Below are 14,341 nucleotides of genomic sequence, written 5' to 3' on the forward strand. Positions count from 1 at the left end.
CTGCGGTCAGCGTCGTTTTACCATGGTCAACGTGGCCAATCGTGCCGATGTTGACGTGCGGTTTTGTACGCTCAAACTTTTCCTTTGCCATTCCTCAGGCGCCCTTTTGCGATTTGGGGGACCCTTGGTCCCGTGGTTACATCTGCGCGCGCGAGATATTTGGTTCAAAGGGGAAAATCAAGCACATCCTGCGTTAAAACCCGTTTAGGATGCCGGATTTTGCGTGACCACGTCGGATTCCAGCGGCTGGATCAGGTCAGGGCGCCTGTCGAACCAGCCGTTGTCCTTGTGTTCCTCAGCTAGCCACTCTTCGACCCGGTCAGCAACTTTGAGGGCGAGGCCGCTCATTTGCTCCTCTTTAGTACGCTCGTGACCCGACCCTTTCAGGGCGCTGCCGCCGGTCGTATCTTCGAGAACCTGGAACTGCTTACCCTTGGCCAGGAACTCTTCCTTATTCACATCATAGACGTTGACCAGAACAATCGCCGTGCTTTTGGGGTTATAGATCACCGGGATGCCCGGAGGGGCCAGCATATAGCCTTCGAGGCTAATGCCGATGTCATATTCCTGCGCGCCTTCATAGCGACCCAACCGGATATCGACCGCATTCTGGATAGCGGACGTCCATTCGTCCGGAGTGGCGTCCCGCGACACCGGCCCCTGAACCGCCTTATCAGCAAAGGCATAGTTGACGCGCATTTTAAACTCGCCCAGCGCCTCAGGTTCCTCATAAACCTGCGTCTGTGTACAAGCGCCCATCAGGGCTAGTCCGGTGATCAAGGTCAGAATGCGCAACATGGTCTCTTCTCGATAGGCCTGTTTTTCTTTGATCTAGCGCACCGATACGGCCTGTGCCAAGCCGTATCGGCGGAATTCTACCTGAAGCGCGTGCGCTATCACGAGAATTTATAGTCGCGCGGGAAGCCGTAGGGCGGCTTTTTCCCAACGCTGGCGCGCTTGGCCAGCCACAGTGTCATATCGGCCTCGTGCCGCGTTTTGTCGCCACCCATGGACCATTTCAGGCCCTCTTCCCAGTTGAACGTCGTGATGTCGGACAGACCGCCGTCCAGTTCCAGTGTCCCCTGCCGTCCGCGCGCCATATTGTATTTCTGCAGACGCACGCCCTTGCCGCGTGTCATTTCGGGCAATTCTTCCGCCGGGAACACCAAGAACTTACCGTTCTGTGACACCACGGCCACGTGGTCACCCGAAACCGGCTTACAGATCATCGCTGTTTCATCACCTTTGACGTTCAGCACCTGTTTGCCATTGCGAGTCTGTGCCAGCACCTCATCCTCGGGCACCATGAAGCCGTTGCCCGCATCCGAGGCCACCAGCAGCTTGCGCCCCGGTTTGTGGATCAGGATGTCGATGATCTGCGCCTCATTCGGCAGGTCGACCATCAGGCGCAGAGGTTCGCCCATACCCCGTCCGCCGGGCAGGTTGGCGGCGCTGACCGTATAGAAACGCCCGTTCGAGGCAAAGACCAATAACCGGTCGGTGGTTTCCGCGTGGAAGATGAAACGCGGGCCGTCACCGTCCTTGAACTTGAGTTCACGCTTCAGGTCGATATGACCAGTCATAGCGCGTATCCAGCCCATCTGAGAGCAAACAACCGTGATCGGTTCCTTGTCGATCATCGCTTCAAGCGGAACTTCTTCGACCTGACCTGCCTCGGCAAACTGCGTGCGGCGCGCGCCGCCTTCGTAGTCTTTGCCAAAGGTCTTCTTGGTCTCTTTCAACTGCTCGGCGATCTTGGCCCATTGCAGGGCGGGATCGGCCAGCAGGTCTTCGAGGTTGGCGCGTTCTTCCATCAACGCATCGCGTTCACGGACCAGCTCCATCTCTTCGAGACGGCGCAAGGAGCGCAAGCGCATGTTGAGGATGGCGTCGACCTGCACCTCGGACAGCTCACCCTCACCCGGCTTGGGCGAGACATAGTCGGATTCGTCCGTGGCGCGGACGTGGTCGATGCCCCAATCCTCGCGCATCAGCGCGGCTTTGGGATCGTCGTCATAGCGGATGATGTCGATCACGCGGTCGAGGTTCAGGAAGGCGACGATAAAGCCCTCCAAGACCTCCAACCGGTGGTCGATCTTCGCCATGCGGTGGCGCGAGCGGCGCAGCAGCACCTCTTGCCGGTGATCGAGGAAGGCGCGCAGCACCTCCTTCATCGAGCAGACCTTGGGCGTCACACCGTCGATCAGTACGTTCATGTTCAGACTGAACCGTATCTCGAGATCCGAGTTACGGTAGAGCATCCCCATCAGCACCTCGGGATCCACGTTCTTGGAGCGCGGCTCAAGGATCAGGCGGATGTCATCAGCGGATTCGTCGCGCACATCCGCGAGGATCGGGATTTTCTTGGTCTGGATCAGTTCCGCGATCTTTTCGATCAGCTTGGATTTCTGAACCTGATAGGGGATCTCGGTGACCACGATCTGCCACTGGCCGCGGCCCAGATCCTCGACCTCGAACTTACAACGCAAGCGGAACGAGCCGCGCCCGGTGCGATAGGCCTGAGCGATATTCTCGGGCGGTTCAACGATCACGCCACCGGTCGGGAAATCCGGACCGGGGACATAATTCAAAAGCGTGTCGTCGCGCGCATCCGGTGTCTTGATCAGATGCAAACAGGCGTCGCAGAGTTCCGAGATGTTATGCGGCGGGATGTTTGTCGCCATGCCCACCGCAATACCACTGGCGCCGTTGGCCAGCAGGTTCGGGAACTGCGCGGGCAGCACCACAGGCTCGGTCAGCGTGCCGTCGTAGTTATCCCGGAAATCTACGGCGTCTTCGTTCAGCCCCTCAAGCAGCGCCTCGGCCACGATGGTCATCCGCGCCTCGGTGTATCGCGAGGCCGCCGGGTTATCGCCGTCGATATTGCCGAAGTTCCCTTGCCCGTCGACCAGCGGATAGCGGACGTTGAAGTCCTGCGCCAGACGCGCCATCGCGTCGTAAATCGCTGCGTCACCATGCGGGTGATAGTTACCCATCACGTCGCCAGAGATCTTCGCAGATTTCCTGAAACCTCCGGTTGCACTGAGTCGCAGCTCTCTCATCGCATAGAGGATTCGCCGGTGAACCGGTTTCAGACCATCCCTCGCATCCGGCAAAGCCCGGTGCATGATGGTTGACAGCGCATAGGTCAGATAGCGTTCACCAATCGCGCGGCGCAGCGGTTCGGCTACCTCGCCCCCATTCTCGGGGGCCTCCATATTGGGGTCGTCGATCGTATCGTTCATATATGATGTGATACGCCGCAAGAGCGCCTTGGTAAAGCAAGCAGCGCATATTTTGCTGGGGACAAGTGGCGCTTTTTGCAACAGGGGGAGGCAACCTCCCGATTTCCCCCATTTTTCGACTCAGGGTAGAAAGTATGTTACCCTGAACGAATTAGACTGCTGACTATTTGTTGTTTCTTACGATTACCGGGGGATGCGCCATGACGCGCCTAATTGTTATGACTTTCGCTGCACTTGGTTGGTGCTTCTATGTAATGAGCGGCGGGCCGGATTTCGAACCGCGCGGCCTGCGTGCCGAGCAGCCTGTTCGCATTGCTTCTGTACCAACCCCATCTGTCGCCCCTGCCCGAGCCGAAGAGCTTGTGACCAATGTCGCAGCCCGCATTCCGACCGTCCGCATTCAGCCGGAATCAGCAGTGGAAGAGGTGGTCGAGTTTGTAGCGGATGACGCCACCCTCGAATCTTTCTCGACTCTGTCGGTGTTCAAGGATCAAGGCGCCAACATAACGTTGGCCTCGCTTGAGGACGGCGTAGCCGGACTGACCCAGATCACCGAAGAGGTGCAGGACGATGCAACAGAAACTTCCGTCCTGCCCGAGCCCGAAAAGGACATTCGTGAAATCTCGGGCACCCGCGTGAACATGCGCGACGGGCCAGGTACGATCTACCCGATCATCGGCAAGGCGACCATTGGCCAGAAGGTCGAGGTGCTGAGCGAATCCGGTACCGGTTGGCTGCGTCTGCGCGTGTTGCCGCAGCAACAGGTTGGATGGATTTCTGCCTCGCTGGTACGAAAAACCCAGAACTGACGCCCTCTCGTCATTGTCCTGCCCCGAACCTCGCAATAGCTATTGTTCAGGTTCTGTGTCAGGAAAATCATGAAAAAGACCATTCTCATCACCGGCTGCTCCTCGGGCATTGGTTTGGATGCGGCCCATGGGATGCGCGCGCGTGGATGGCGGGTGTTTGCCTCGTGTCGCCAACAACGGGATTGCGACCGGCTGCGGGCGCAAGGGTTCGAAAGCCCGCGCATTGATTACACTGACGCAGATAGCATTGCATCAGGTCTGGCCGAGGTGCTTGAGGCCACAGGCGGAACGCTGGACGCACTGTTCAACAACGGCGCGCATGGCCTGCCCGGCTTGGTCGAGGATCTGCCAACAGACGGTCTGCGCGCGATTTTCGAGGCCAACTTCTTTGGCTGGCACGAACTGACCCGGCAGGTGATTCCGGTCATGCGGGCGCAGGGGCATGGGCGAATCGTTCAGAACTCCTCGGTTTTGGGTTTGGTCGCCATTCCGTGGCGCGGCGCGTACGTGGCGACAAAATACGCTATCGAAGGGTTAACAGACACACTGCGTCTGGAACTGGCCGACACAGACATCAAGGTCATCCTTATCGAACCCGGTCCGATCACCTCGAAAATCCGGGAAAACTCGATCCCCTTTTTCGAGCGTTTCATTAACTGGGAGAGCTCGGCCCTGCGGGAACGGTACGAGGCGTCTCTGTTGAAAAGACTGTACGAATCGTCGGGGCCCGACCGATTCGAGTTGCCCGCCTCGGCGGTGACCGACAAGCTTGCCCATGCGGTCGGATCGAAACGCCCCCGAGCGCGGTACTATGTGACAACTCCCACCTATATCGCCGGATACCTGCGGCGTCTCCTGCCGACCCGCACCATCGACCGCATCCTCTCGGACGTCTGAGGCGAAATTAACCGTTCGCTTTTCGGCCTTGTGGGTCTAGATGATAGACCAACGAAACAAGAAACGCGGACGGTGCACCCATGGACCTTTTGATGGTCATTTTGCTGTTGGCCATGGCGGCGGTGGTCGTTGTGCTGGCGATCGGCATCTCGAACTTCGGCAAAAGCGGCAAAAGTGCCGCAATGAAAAGCAACAGGATGATGCAGTTGCGCATCCTATTTCAGTTCATTGCCGTGGTGCTGATCGTGCTCTACGTCGGGCTGCGCGGACAAGGGGCACAGTAAATGGTCGTTCTGAACAAGATTTACACCCGCACCGGCGATGACGGGAAGACAGCGCTTGGCAATGGTGAACGGGTTGCCAAATACTCGGGCCGCGTCGCCGCCTATGGCACTGTGGACGAGCTGAACGCCTTTGTCGGCGTGGCCCGCACCGAGGCCGAGGGCGAAGTTGACGCCGCCCTGTCGCGCATTCAGAATGACCTGTTCGATCTGGGTGCCGACTTCTGCCGCCCCGAGATGGAAAAGGACGCCGAGGCCGACTATCCGCCCCTGCGCGTTGTTGCCTCTCAGATCGACCGGCTCGAAGCTGAAATCGACGCCATGAACGAATCACTGGAACCGCTGCGCAGCTTCATCCTGCCCGGTGGGTCACGTCTGGCGGCGCAGCTGCATGTATGTCGAACCGTATCGCGCCGGGCTGAGCGGCTGGCGGTGGAACTGACCAACATGGAACCGGTGAACGAAGTCGCGGTGAAATACCTCAACCGCCTCAGCGACTGGTTCTTTGTGGCCGCGCGCTGCGCCAACGAAAACGGCACGCAGGACGTGCTCTGGATCCCCGGCGCGAACCGTTAAGTTTCGGGCCGCAACGTCAAAAAACACGAAACGCGACGTCCCAAGCCCATGACGTGACGATTTTGCTCTGTTGCGCGGCGAATTCAGACGTTATTCAAACGTCCGAGAGCATTGGTGGAGTCGCAACGCGGCTTACCGTTTTTTGTGAGGAGCAAGCGCAAAATGAAGGTACTCGTGCCTGTCAAACGCGTGATTGACTATAACGTTAAGGTTCGCGTTAAGGTGGACGGTAGCGGTGTCGATCTCGCCAATGTCAAAATGTCGATGAACCCGTTCGACGAGATTGCGGTGGAAGAAGCGATCCGCCTGAAAGAAGCGGGCAAGGCTGACGAAGTTGTTGCCGTTTCGATCGGCGTCAAGCAGGCGCAGGAAACGCTGCGTACCGCGCTGGCCATGGGCGCCGACCGCGCGATCCTGGTTGTTGCGGCGGATGACGTGCACACCGACATCGAGCCTCTGGCCGTCGCGAAAATCCTGGCCAAAGTGGTCGAGGAAGAGCAGCCGGGCATCGTTCTGGCGGGCAAGCAGGCGATCGACAACGACATGAACGCCACCGGCCAGATGCTGTCGGCCCTGCTGGGCTGGTCGCAAGGCACCTTCGCGTCCGAACTGGACATCGAAGGCGACAGCGCCAAGATCACCCGTGAGGTTGACGGCGGACTGCAGACCATCAGCGTCAAGATGCCGACCATCGTGACCGTTGACCTGCGCCTGAACGAGCCGCGCTATGCGTCGCTGCCGAACATCATGAAGGCGAAGAAAAAGCCGCTGGATGAGAAGACCGCCGCCGATTACGGCGTCGACGTCACTCCGCGTCTGGAGATCGTCAAAACCGAAGAGCCGCCGGCACGTGCCGCTGGTATCGTCGTGGGCTCGGTCGACGAGCTGGTCGAGAAACTCAAAGAAGCGGGGGCTGTGTAATGGCTGTTCTTCTTCTCGCTGAAGTCAACAATGGTGAGCTGTCGCTGGACGCCACCGCCAAGGCTGTCAACGCCGCAAAAGTTCTGGGTGATGTGACCGTTCTGGCCGCAGGTGGTTCCGCCGCTGCTGCCGGTGAGGCCGCTGCTAAGATCGACGGCGTGTCCAAGGTTCTGGTTGCCGAAGACGCCTCGCTGGGTCACCGCCTGGCGGAATCGACCGCAGCCCTGATCGTGTCGCTGGCCGATGGCTATGAGCACATCGTTGCCCCTGCGACGACCGACGCCAAGAACGTGATGCCGCGCGTTGCAGCCCTGCTGGACGTGATGGTGATCTCGGATGCGTCCGGCGTGGTTGACGGCTCGACCTTCGAGCGTCCGATCTATGCAGGCAACGCGATCCAGACCGTAAAGTCGAACGACGCCAAGAAGGTTGTCACCCTGCGGACCGCCAGCTTTGACGCGGCCGGCGAAGGTGGCTCGGCCCCGGTTGAAACCGTCTCGGTTCCGGGTTCAGAAGGTCTGTCGTCGTGGGTCGAGGACAAGGTTGCCGAAAGCGATCGTCCGGAACTGACCTCGGCGGGTGTTGTTGTCTCGGGCGGCCGTGGTGTTGGCTCGGAAGAGGACTTCAAACTGATCGAAACTCTGGCAGACAAGCTGGGTGCCGCCGTTGGCGCATCGCGTGCTGCGGTTGACTCGGGCTATGCTCCGAACGACTGGCAGGTGGGTCAGACCGGTAAGGTAGTTGCGCCTGACCTGTATGTCGCTGTCGGCATCTCGGGCGCGATTCAGCACCTGGCCGGTATGAAAGACTCGAAAGTCATCGTCGCGATCAACAAAGACGAAGAAGCGCCGATCTTCCAGGTCGCCGACTTCGGTCTGGTCGCCGACCTGTTCCAGGCCGTGCCGGAACTGACCGAGAAACTCGGCTGATCTCAGTATCAAGCTTTTCGTTGAGAAGGCTTGGAAGGCCCGCCTACTGGCGGGCCTTTTTCAGTTCAGGTTCCGAATGGGACCAACCAGCGCAGCGGCAATGGCCTTATGCGCAGCCGGGCCGATCATATGCTCCGCCATCGGCTGTTGCAGGGTGCCGAACAACATATCCTCAAGCTCATCAGATTGCCCGGACACATGCGCTGCGACCTCAACACAAGCAACGGTGTGCGGGCGGACGGCCTCCAGCATTTCGGCTGTTACCGTGACAGGCACCCTCTGACTATCGTTGTCCTGCATGATGCGAAGGCCCAGCAGAACGACCGGTGTCTCAAGCCTGCCCAGCAGATCGCTGACTTTTCGAACCCAGTTACGGCGCAACTCTTCGGCCACAACCTCGAAACGCGCGTCCGGATAACCTTGCAGAAGGCGCATCAGATGGCAAACGAAATGGACATCGGCAAAATCCACCTCGGGGTACAGATCGATCAGATCCGGCGTTGGGGCCAGAACCCGGTCATTACGCCGGGGGTGGACGCGATAGAAATGATTCGACTGGCTCAGGACACCCGGGGCCTGCAGAATACACAGCTCTGCCCCGTTCAGCAGTGAGAGCAGACCCACGTCGCCGCAGAGCGCGTCCAGCCCGCAGAACAGACTGCCCAGATTCAGACACCGCCGGTCCAGCCTGTCTTCGAGAATCGCCGCAAAGGGGCGTTCGACAAACCGGCCATAGGTTTCATCCCCGCCGGCGCAGACCATGTAAGCCGTCTCCAACGACCGCTCTGGCCCGCGGAACCAAAGACGCGATTCTCCGTATTGGCATACGTCATGCCCGGCCCCCGCCGAGCCTGTTTGATGATAGCTCATAACACTCACCCATTTTTCACCCGGTTGCCATCTTGCAGCCCCATGTCTTTAGAAAGTGCTAATGTGCGCATTTGAAGCAAATTGGATGGGTTCGATCCCCTTGCCGCCCCTACCAATCTGCCGGTACTGTCCTCTCAATCCCGAGATACAGAGGCCTCAGAACATGGATGTAAAATCAGTCGGAGTAATCGGCGCGGGCCAGATGGGTAACGGTATCGCCCATGTTCTAGCCCTGGCGGACTATGATGTTCTGCTCACCGATGTGAACCAGGACGCGCTGGATGCCGCCGTGGCGACGATCGAAGGCAATTTGGCGCGTCAGGCCTCGCGTGGAAAAATCACGGATGACGCAATGCAGGCCGCGATGGGGCGGATCAAGACGACGCTGCAACTGCCGGAACTGGGTCAGACGGATCTGGTGATCGAAGCCGCCACCGAGCGTGAGACGATCAAACAGGCGATTTTCGAGGACCTGCAACCGCATCTGCAGCCACATACGATTCTAACCTCCAACACCTCGTCGATCTCGATCACGCGCCTAGCCAGCCGTACGGACCGGCCAGAAAAATTCATGGGATTCCACTTCATGAATCCGGTGCCGGTGATGCAACTGGTTGAACTGATCCGCGGCATCGCCACGGACGAAGAGACATTTGGCACCTGCAAGGCTGTGGTGGACCGTTTGGGCAAGACCTCTGCCAGCGCAGAGGATTTCCCTGCCTTTATCGTGAACCGCATCCTGATGCCAATGATCAACGAGGCGGTCTATACCCTGTATGAAGGTGTCGGCAATGTGCAGTCCATCGACCAGTCAATGAAGTTGGGCGCAAACCACCCGATGGGGCCGCTGGAACTGGCTGATTTCATCGGGTTGGACACCTGTCTGGCGATCATGAACGTGTTGCATGATGGGCTGGCCGACACCAAGTACCGCCCTTGCCCGTTGCTAACCAAATACGTCGAAGCCGGGTGGCTGGGCCGCAAGACCGAACGCGGGTTCTATGATTACAGGGGCGAGGTTCCGGTTCCAACGCGTTGAGGCAGAGGGGGCCAGCCCCCTCGCCCGGATATCATCCGGGATCACCCCCGGGATATTTTTGGTCAGATGAAGTCGCGGATCAGCGTTTAAGCGACTGCCCCAATGACATCGTGTGCTTTCTGAGCCATGCCATGAACCCGCGCGGGTCGCGTTCCAACAGCTGCATATCCTCGTCCGAGATCGGCTCACCGATCACCGGGGATTGCGGTTTGTTGCAGGAGCGGACGATTTCATGCAGCAAAAGCCCCTGCCGCAGGATCGGAGACAGCTTGTTGGCAATCTGATAGGCACGCGAGTTGCTACCGGGGAAGAAGATCGGAACAACGCGGGCTCCGGACCTGCGGATCATCTTGGCGGTGAACACGTTCCATTCGCGTTCCTGCGCCGGGCCGAACCAGTCGTCCGAAGACATCACTACACCCGATGGGAAAAGGGCCACAACGCCGCCCTCTTTCAGGTGATCCATCGCCTTGCCGCGCATTTCCAGCATCTTGGACTGCGCCTCGGGGTCATGCGGGAACGGCACTGGAATCATGAAAGAGGTGGCCGCTTCGTCAAGTCCTGTCAAAACCGATCGGGTCAGGATGCGATAATCGCTGCGCACCTGACCGATCAACTCGGCCAAAATCATGCCGTCGACCATCCCGTGGGGATGGTTGGCGACCACGACCACGGGGCCTTCTTTCGGGATGTGTGCAAACTGGTCTTGCGGCGTCGTCAGGTTAATCCCCATGACCTTTAGCGCGCCGCCCCAGAACCGCTGGCCGCGATAGTATTCGTTTTGTTTCTCGAACTTGTTGACCATGCGCAGGATGGTCAGCTTGCCGGTGCACCATTCGATGGCACGAATAATGGTCGAGGTCCAAGCATCGTCGAACGAGTTGGCGTAGGTCAGGGTTCTACGATCGTAGATTTCGCCCTGGTCCGCTGTCCCATCCACCATCGGGCTTGTCTTGGTCTCGTGCGTCGTTTCCGCCAATTCCTGGTCTTCCCGTTCTTCGTATCGCGGCTGGTCTGGTCAGAACCCTTCCCCGAACTTGTCGTTCACCAGGGTTTCCAATGCATCAGCCAACGCCTCAGCATCCGGTCCGGACGTCTCGACGTCAATAGTCGTTCCGCGCGAGGCTGCCAACATCAAAAGGCCCATAATACTGTCGCCCGATGCAGAAAAGCCGTCCTTGGAAACCTCGGCCTGCGCGTCAAAGCCCTCGACCACCTCAACCAGCTTGGCCGAGGCACGGGCGTGCAAACCTTTTTCGTTAATGATTTTCAAGCTTCGGTTGGTCATTCTTAATCAATCCGGTCTTCTTGTAACGTCACATTTTGCGCATTGATATATTTGCGTCCAGCCTCCATCGCCTGCCGCACGGCATCGGCGATAGGTAGGTGGCGGGTTTTAGCCAATTTGATCAACATAGGCAGATTTGCACCGTAAAGGATACGGCGATCCTGCGGCGCGCAGGCCCGCAGGCTCAGATTCGACGGGCTGCCTCCGAACAGGTCGGTCACGACAACCACACCACCCCCGGCATCAACACTGTCGGCGGCGGCGCAAATCTCGGCCTGCTTGGCCTCGCGATCGTGATCGGGCTCGATCGAAATCGCGGCCAGGCCGGGTTGCTTTCCGACCACATGCTGCATGGCGGCCAGATATTCCTGAGCCAGCCCACCATGTGCTACGAGTACAATCCCGATCAATCCGGCCTCACATTCAATGATCGTCGTTCCATTTCGCGGTGCCTAATTGCCACTTGCTGCCCCTCTTCTGCAAGGGCCTTTGCGACCGCTTCGGCGATAGCGACCGATCTGTGTTGCCCTCCGGTACATCCAAAGGCCACGGACAGGTGTGCTTTGCCTTCGGCCCGGAAGGTCGGCAGCAAGAGTTTCAGCAGGTCTACTACCCGGTCGAAAAACGGCGCGTAGTTTGTATCCGACTGAACATAGTGCGCCACGTCAGGGTTTCGACCGTCTTCCGCCCGCAACTCAGGTCGCCAGTAGGGGTTGGCCAGAAACCGGCAGTCGAAAACCATGTCCAGCCCGCGCGGCAGACCGCGTTTATAGGAAAAAGACTCGATGGATACCGCCAGATGCCGCCCGTCCTGCGGAGCGAACCAGCGCTCGACCTCTTCGCGCAGTTGGTGGACGTTCAAGGGGCTGGTGTCGATCAGGATGTCGGCGATTTCGCGGATCGGGGCCAACAGCTCTTTTTCCTGGCGCACACCTGTTTCCGGGCTGGCATCTGTCGCAACCGGGTGTCGACGGCGGGTTTCCGAGAACCGCCGCAGCAATACCTCGTCGCTGCAATCCAGGTAAAGAGTCGTCAGATCGACCTGCTCCATCCGGCGCAGCTTGACGGCCAGTTCGATAAAGCCGGTGGTCGAGAAGTCTCGGTTACGGGCGTCAATGCCCAGCGCCATCGGGCGATCACTTTGCGGGCCTTCAAGCAAGCGCAACAAAAGACCCATCGGCAGATTGTCGATCGCCTCAAAGCCCAAATCCTCAAGGACACGGATCGCCGTCGAGCGGCCCGCGCCCGAAGGGCCAGTCACAAGAACGATGCGGCGTTGTGTTGTCATGTGTTGGGCCATTCCGGGTCCGCGCGCCCTATTTTCAACAATTGCATTAGTGCTGCAGCCAAATTGGGTGTGTCCGCCCCGCGAAGCAAGGGAACAGTTTGCCTCAGAACCACAGCTGAGATCAGCTCGGGCAGTCGCTCCGGTTCACTCTGGTCAAGATCCACCACGTAGCAAACTGGCGTCGCCCCCACAGTCTGCGCGCGAAGCAAACCGATGCCGCGCGCCTCGATCAAACCGCGAAGGTTCGGGGCAGCATCAGCCATAGCCTTTTCGCCGACCATTCGCAGAGCTACCCGGTCATCACCAACCAACTCCGCTCCCAGCGCTAGCATCTGCAACGCCAGCGCCGACTTCCCCGCCCCTGAACGCCCCAAGATCAGCGCGCCACGTCCTTCGACGGCAACACATGTCGCGTGGAGAATGGCGACGTCCTGTTTCTGAATGTCCAAGAGGGTCTGGCCGCTCATGTGCTTATACAGGTAGCCCCACGACGAAACGCGCACCTTGCGGGTCCGACGTGATATCAGCCTCGGTCGGGCGGATATTCTCGGCCCAGATCACACCGCCATGCGCCTCGACGATCTGCTTCGAAATCGCCAGGCCGAGACCCGAGTTGTTTCCGAAGTGTTCGGCTGGGCGTTGCGAATAAAACCGTTTGAAGATTTTAGTCAGTGCCTGCTCTGGAATCCCGGGGCCGGTGTCTTCAACGACGATCAAGACACGGTTTTCGCGCCGCCGCACCCAGAGCCGGATGGCATCGCTTTCCTCGCAGAAAGAGATCGCGTTGGTGATCAGGTTGACGAAAACCTGTGCCAGACGCGCCTCCAGCCCGTTGATGGTGATCGGTTGATCCGGCAAGTCAGTAATATAATCGATGCCCTTTGAACGCGCATCTTCACCCAGAAACTGGCTGATGTTGTCCAACAGTTTGAGCAGATCGAAAGGCTGCTCCTCTTCCTTGACCAGTTCCGCATCAAGACGGGACGCGTTGGAAATATCGCTGACTAAACGGTCCAGCCGACGCACATCATGTTCGATGACACCCAACAGCTTTTCTCGCTGATCGTCGCGCTTGACCATGCGCAGCGTACCCACCGCCGATTGCAGACTGGCCAGGGGGTTTTTAATCTCATGCGCCACGTCCGCAGCAAACTGTTCGTTGGCGTCTATGCGGCTGTATAGTGCTGTCACCATGCCTCGCAACGCCCGGCTGAGGCCCCCGATCTCATCCGGGCGCGCACTAAGGTCGGGAATGCGAATGCGACCCGGATTGACCCCTGCGCCGCGATCCTTGCCCATTTCAGCGGCTGCAGCCAGGTCGGCCAAGGGGTTGGCAATGGTCGAGGCTAGGACAAGGCTCAGCCCGATAGACACCAGCAGGGCCACGACGAACATCTGCAGGATGCGTTCCTGCTCACGCCGGGCCAGGGCGTCGATCTCTCCGGCCGGGCCAGCCATGGCCACCGCACCAACAGTCTCTCCAGCCAGCAAGATTGGGGCCGCGCTAACGATAACGGTCAGCCCCTGATCATCCTGCACCGCCTGCACCTGCATTTGGCCCTGAAGTGCATAGGGAATGATCTCCTGCACTCTTTGCGCAAGGGTCGGCGCATCATGAAGTTCGCGCCCGGCAAAGACCCGGGACAACCCGGTCCAGACCGCGTTAAGCGCGTCACTTATAAGTGTACTGCCAGTCTCAACTTCAGCCTCAGATTTGAGGAGAACTGACATCTCGGACAATGCCGGTGCGCCCCGCGTCCAACCGATCAAGGTTCCACCACCGTCGTAAACAAATACCTCTCCCCCGTCAGGAAGGCTGAGGCCTGCAAGCGTATCCTTCACGTCCAGCGCAGCAGTGTCTTGAGAGCCCGCAGCCTGTTTTTGGCGCAGCTGGGCCTCGAACACGTTGCTGACCAGTTGGGCGTCCCCGATCAGGTTCCGCGCGGTTTGCTGAACCTGCTCTTCCCTGGAATCGTCAAGATACAGCAACCCGGTAACAAGGATGGTTAACGCGATCAGGTTGAAGGTAATGATCCTGCGCGCCAGCGGCGAGCCACGCAGTGAAAACAGGTTGCGGCGGCGGCGCGAGGCCCGCAACTCGGCAGACTCCGAGTCCTGCGGGATGACCCAATCATCCCCCAAGACGACATCGCCGTCCCGCAATTCGATCACTTGTTCCGTATCGCGCACCAGACCCG

17 protein-coding genes are annotated in these 14,341 nt (G+C 59.1%); 7 read left to right on the plus strand and 10 right to left on the minus strand.

What is annotated here, in order from left to right:
• The 3 genes from ACR0ER_RS23970 to parC form a co-directional block, all read right to left on the minus strand.
• A partial coding sequence (locus tag ACR0ER_RS23970; protein WP_215675807.1) for a GTP-binding protein occupies window positions 1-91 on the minus strand: 91 nt, incomplete at its 3' end.
• 113 nt (window positions 92-204) lie between these two features.
• Entirely contained in the window at window positions 205-798 is a 594-nt protein-coding gene (locus ACR0ER_RS23975; protein WP_480771042.1) for a hypothetical protein, read from the minus strand.
• 98 nt (window positions 799-896) lie between these two features.
• On the minus strand, window positions 897-3,245 hold the full coding sequence (parC, locus tag ACR0ER_RS23980; protein WP_480771043.1) for a DNA topoisomerase IV subunit A: 2,349 nt from the start codon (window positions 3,243-3,245) through the stop codon (window positions 897-899).
• A 200-nt stretch (window positions 3,246-3,445) separates the two neighbouring features.
• On the opposite strand from parC, the gene ACR0ER_RS23985 reads away from it, so the two are divergent.
• The 6 genes from ACR0ER_RS23985 to ACR0ER_RS24010 all read left to right on the plus strand — a co-directional run bounded on the left by ACR0ER_RS23985 (window position 3,446) and on the right by ACR0ER_RS24010 (window position 7,658).
• A complete protein-coding gene (locus ACR0ER_RS23985; RefSeq protein WP_480771044.1) occupies window positions 3,446-4,054 on the plus strand; it encodes an SH3 domain-containing protein in 609 nt (202 codons plus the stop codon).
• 69 nt (window positions 4,055-4,123) lie between these two features.
• Complete coding sequence (locus ACR0ER_RS23990) at window positions 4,124-4,951, plus strand: SDR family NAD(P)-dependent oxidoreductase (RefSeq protein WP_480771045.1); 828 nt, start codon at window positions 4,124-4,126, stop codon at window positions 4,949-4,951.
• An 80-nt stretch (window positions 4,952-5,031) separates the two neighbouring features.
• Window positions 5,032-5,235 (plus strand): twin transmembrane helix small protein, encoded by a 204-nt coding sequence (locus ACR0ER_RS23995; RefSeq protein WP_480771046.1) that lies wholly within the window; start codon window positions 5,032-5,034, stop codon window positions 5,233-5,235.
• Entirely contained in the window at window positions 5,236-5,808 is a 573-nt protein-coding gene (locus ACR0ER_RS24000) for a cob(I)yrinic acid a,c-diamide adenosyltransferase (RefSeq protein ID WP_480771047.1), read from the plus strand.
• Window positions 5,809-5,970: 162 nt separating this feature from the next.
• The gene (locus tag ACR0ER_RS24005) at window positions 5,971-6,729 is read left to right on the plus strand and encodes an electron transfer flavoprotein subunit beta/FixA family protein (protein ID WP_480771048.1); all 759 of its coding nucleotides are present in this window, start codon (window positions 5,971-5,973) and stop codon (window positions 6,727-6,729) included.
• A complete protein-coding gene (locus tag ACR0ER_RS24010) occupies window positions 6,729-7,658 on the plus strand; it encodes an electron transfer flavoprotein subunit alpha/FixB family protein (RefSeq protein ID WP_480771049.1) in 930 nt (309 codons plus the stop codon). Before ACR0ER_RS24005 ends, ACR0ER_RS24010 begins: the two co-directional genes overlap by 1 nt.
• A 60-nt stretch (window positions 7,659-7,718) precedes the next feature.
• On the opposite strand, the gene ACR0ER_RS24015 is transcribed toward ACR0ER_RS24010, so the two are convergent.
• Entirely contained in the window at window positions 7,719-8,528 is an 810-nt protein-coding gene (locus ACR0ER_RS24015) for a DUF6473 family protein (protein WP_480771050.1), read from the minus strand.
• A 163-nt stretch (window positions 8,529-8,691) separates the two neighbouring features.
• On the opposite strand from ACR0ER_RS24015, the gene ACR0ER_RS24020 reads away from it, so the two are divergent.
• Window positions 8,692-9,567: a 3-hydroxybutyryl-CoA dehydrogenase gene (locus tag ACR0ER_RS24020; RefSeq protein WP_480771051.1), complete on the plus strand. Its 876-nt coding sequence runs from the start codon at window positions 8,692-8,694 to the stop codon at window positions 9,565-9,567.
• Between the two features lie 79 nt (window positions 9,568-9,646).
• On the opposite strand, the gene ACR0ER_RS24025 is transcribed toward ACR0ER_RS24020, so the two are convergent.
• The 6 genes from ACR0ER_RS24025 to ACR0ER_RS24050 are packed head-to-tail and all read right to left on the minus strand — an operon-like array spanning window position 9,647 to window position 14,333.
• Complete coding sequence (locus tag ACR0ER_RS24025) at window positions 9,647-10,546, minus strand: lysophospholipid acyltransferase family protein (protein ID WP_480771052.1); 900 nt, start codon at window positions 10,544-10,546, stop codon at window positions 9,647-9,649.
• Window positions 10,547-10,585: 39 nt separating this feature from the next.
• Window positions 10,586-10,855, minus strand: a complete 270-nt coding sequence (locus ACR0ER_RS24030; RefSeq protein ID WP_170328297.1) for an HPr family phosphocarrier protein — start codon at window positions 10,853-10,855, stop codon at window positions 10,586-10,588.
• Between the two features lie 2 nt (window positions 10,856-10,857).
• Window positions 10,858-11,265 carry a PTS sugar transporter subunit IIA gene (locus tag ACR0ER_RS24035; protein WP_480771053.1) on the minus strand — a complete coding sequence of 136 codons (408 nt, stop codon included), beginning with the start codon at window positions 11,263-11,265 and terminating at the stop codon, window positions 10,858-10,860.
• Window positions 11,262-12,143, minus strand: a complete 882-nt coding sequence (rapZ, locus tag ACR0ER_RS24040; RefSeq protein ID WP_480771054.1) for an RNase adapter RapZ — start codon at window positions 12,141-12,143, stop codon at window positions 11,262-11,264. Before rapZ ends, ACR0ER_RS24035 begins: the two co-directional genes overlap by 4 nt.
• Entirely contained in the window at window positions 12,140-12,610 is a 471-nt protein-coding gene (locus tag ACR0ER_RS24045) for an HPr kinase/phosphorylase (protein WP_480771055.1), read from the minus strand. Before ACR0ER_RS24045 ends, rapZ begins: the two co-directional genes overlap by 4 nt.
• 4 nt (window positions 12,611-12,614) lie before the next feature.
• Window positions 12,615-14,333 carry an ATP-binding protein gene (locus ACR0ER_RS24050; RefSeq protein ID WP_480771056.1) on the minus strand — a complete coding sequence of 573 codons (1,719 nt, stop codon included), beginning with the start codon at window positions 14,331-14,333 and terminating at the stop codon, window positions 12,615-12,617.
• Between the last annotated feature and the right edge of the window lie 8 nt (window positions 14,334-14,341).

The sequence above is a fragment of the Ruegeria sp. CH8 genome (assembly GCF_056536985.1).

Excerpts from the sequence above, each read along its gene's own strand:
- ACR0ER_RS23975 (WP_480771042.1), bottom strand. The coding sequence starts at position 798 with ATGTTGCGCATTCTGACCTTGATCACCGGACTAGCCCTGATGGGCGCT.
- parC (WP_480771043.1), bottom strand. The coding sequence starts at position 3,245 with ATGAACGATACGATCGACGACCCCAATATGGAGGCCCCCGAGAATGGG.
- ACR0ER_RS23985 (WP_480771044.1), top strand. The coding sequence starts at position 3,446 with ATGACGCGCCTAATTGTTATGACTTTCGCTGCACTTGGTTGGTGCTTC.
- ACR0ER_RS23990 (WP_480771045.1), top strand. The coding sequence starts at position 4,124 with ATGAAAAAGACCATTCTCATCACCGGCTGCTCCTCGGGCATTGGTTTG.
- ACR0ER_RS23995 (WP_480771046.1), top strand. The coding sequence starts at position 5,032 with ATGGACCTTTTGATGGTCATTTTGCTGTTGGCCATGGCGGCGGTGGTC.
- ACR0ER_RS24000 (WP_480771047.1), top strand. The coding sequence starts at position 5,236 with ATGGTCGTTCTGAACAAGATTTACACCCGCACCGGCGATGACGGGAAG.
- ACR0ER_RS24005 (WP_480771048.1), top strand. The coding sequence starts at position 5,971 with ATGAAGGTACTCGTGCCTGTCAAACGCGTGATTGACTATAACGTTAAG.
- ACR0ER_RS24010 (WP_480771049.1), top strand. The coding sequence starts at position 6,729 with ATGGCTGTTCTTCTTCTCGCTGAAGTCAACAATGGTGAGCTGTCGCTG.
- ACR0ER_RS24015 (WP_480771050.1), bottom strand. The coding sequence starts at position 8,528 with ATGAGCTATCATCAAACAGGCTCGGCGGGGGCCGGGCATGACGTATGC.
- ACR0ER_RS24020 (WP_480771051.1), top strand. The coding sequence starts at position 8,692 with ATGGATGTAAAATCAGTCGGAGTAATCGGCGCGGGCCAGATGGGTAAC.
- ACR0ER_RS24030 (WP_170328297.1), bottom strand. The coding sequence starts at position 10,855 with ATGACCAACCGAAGCTTGAAAATCATTAACGAAAAAGGTTTGCACGCC.
- rapZ (WP_480771054.1), bottom strand. The coding sequence starts at position 12,143 with ATGACAACACAACGCCGCATCGTTCTTGTGACTGGCCCTTCGGGCGCG.
- ACR0ER_RS24045 (WP_480771055.1), bottom strand. The coding sequence starts at position 12,610 with ATGAGCGGCCAGACCCTCTTGGACATTCAGAAACAGGACGTCGCCATT.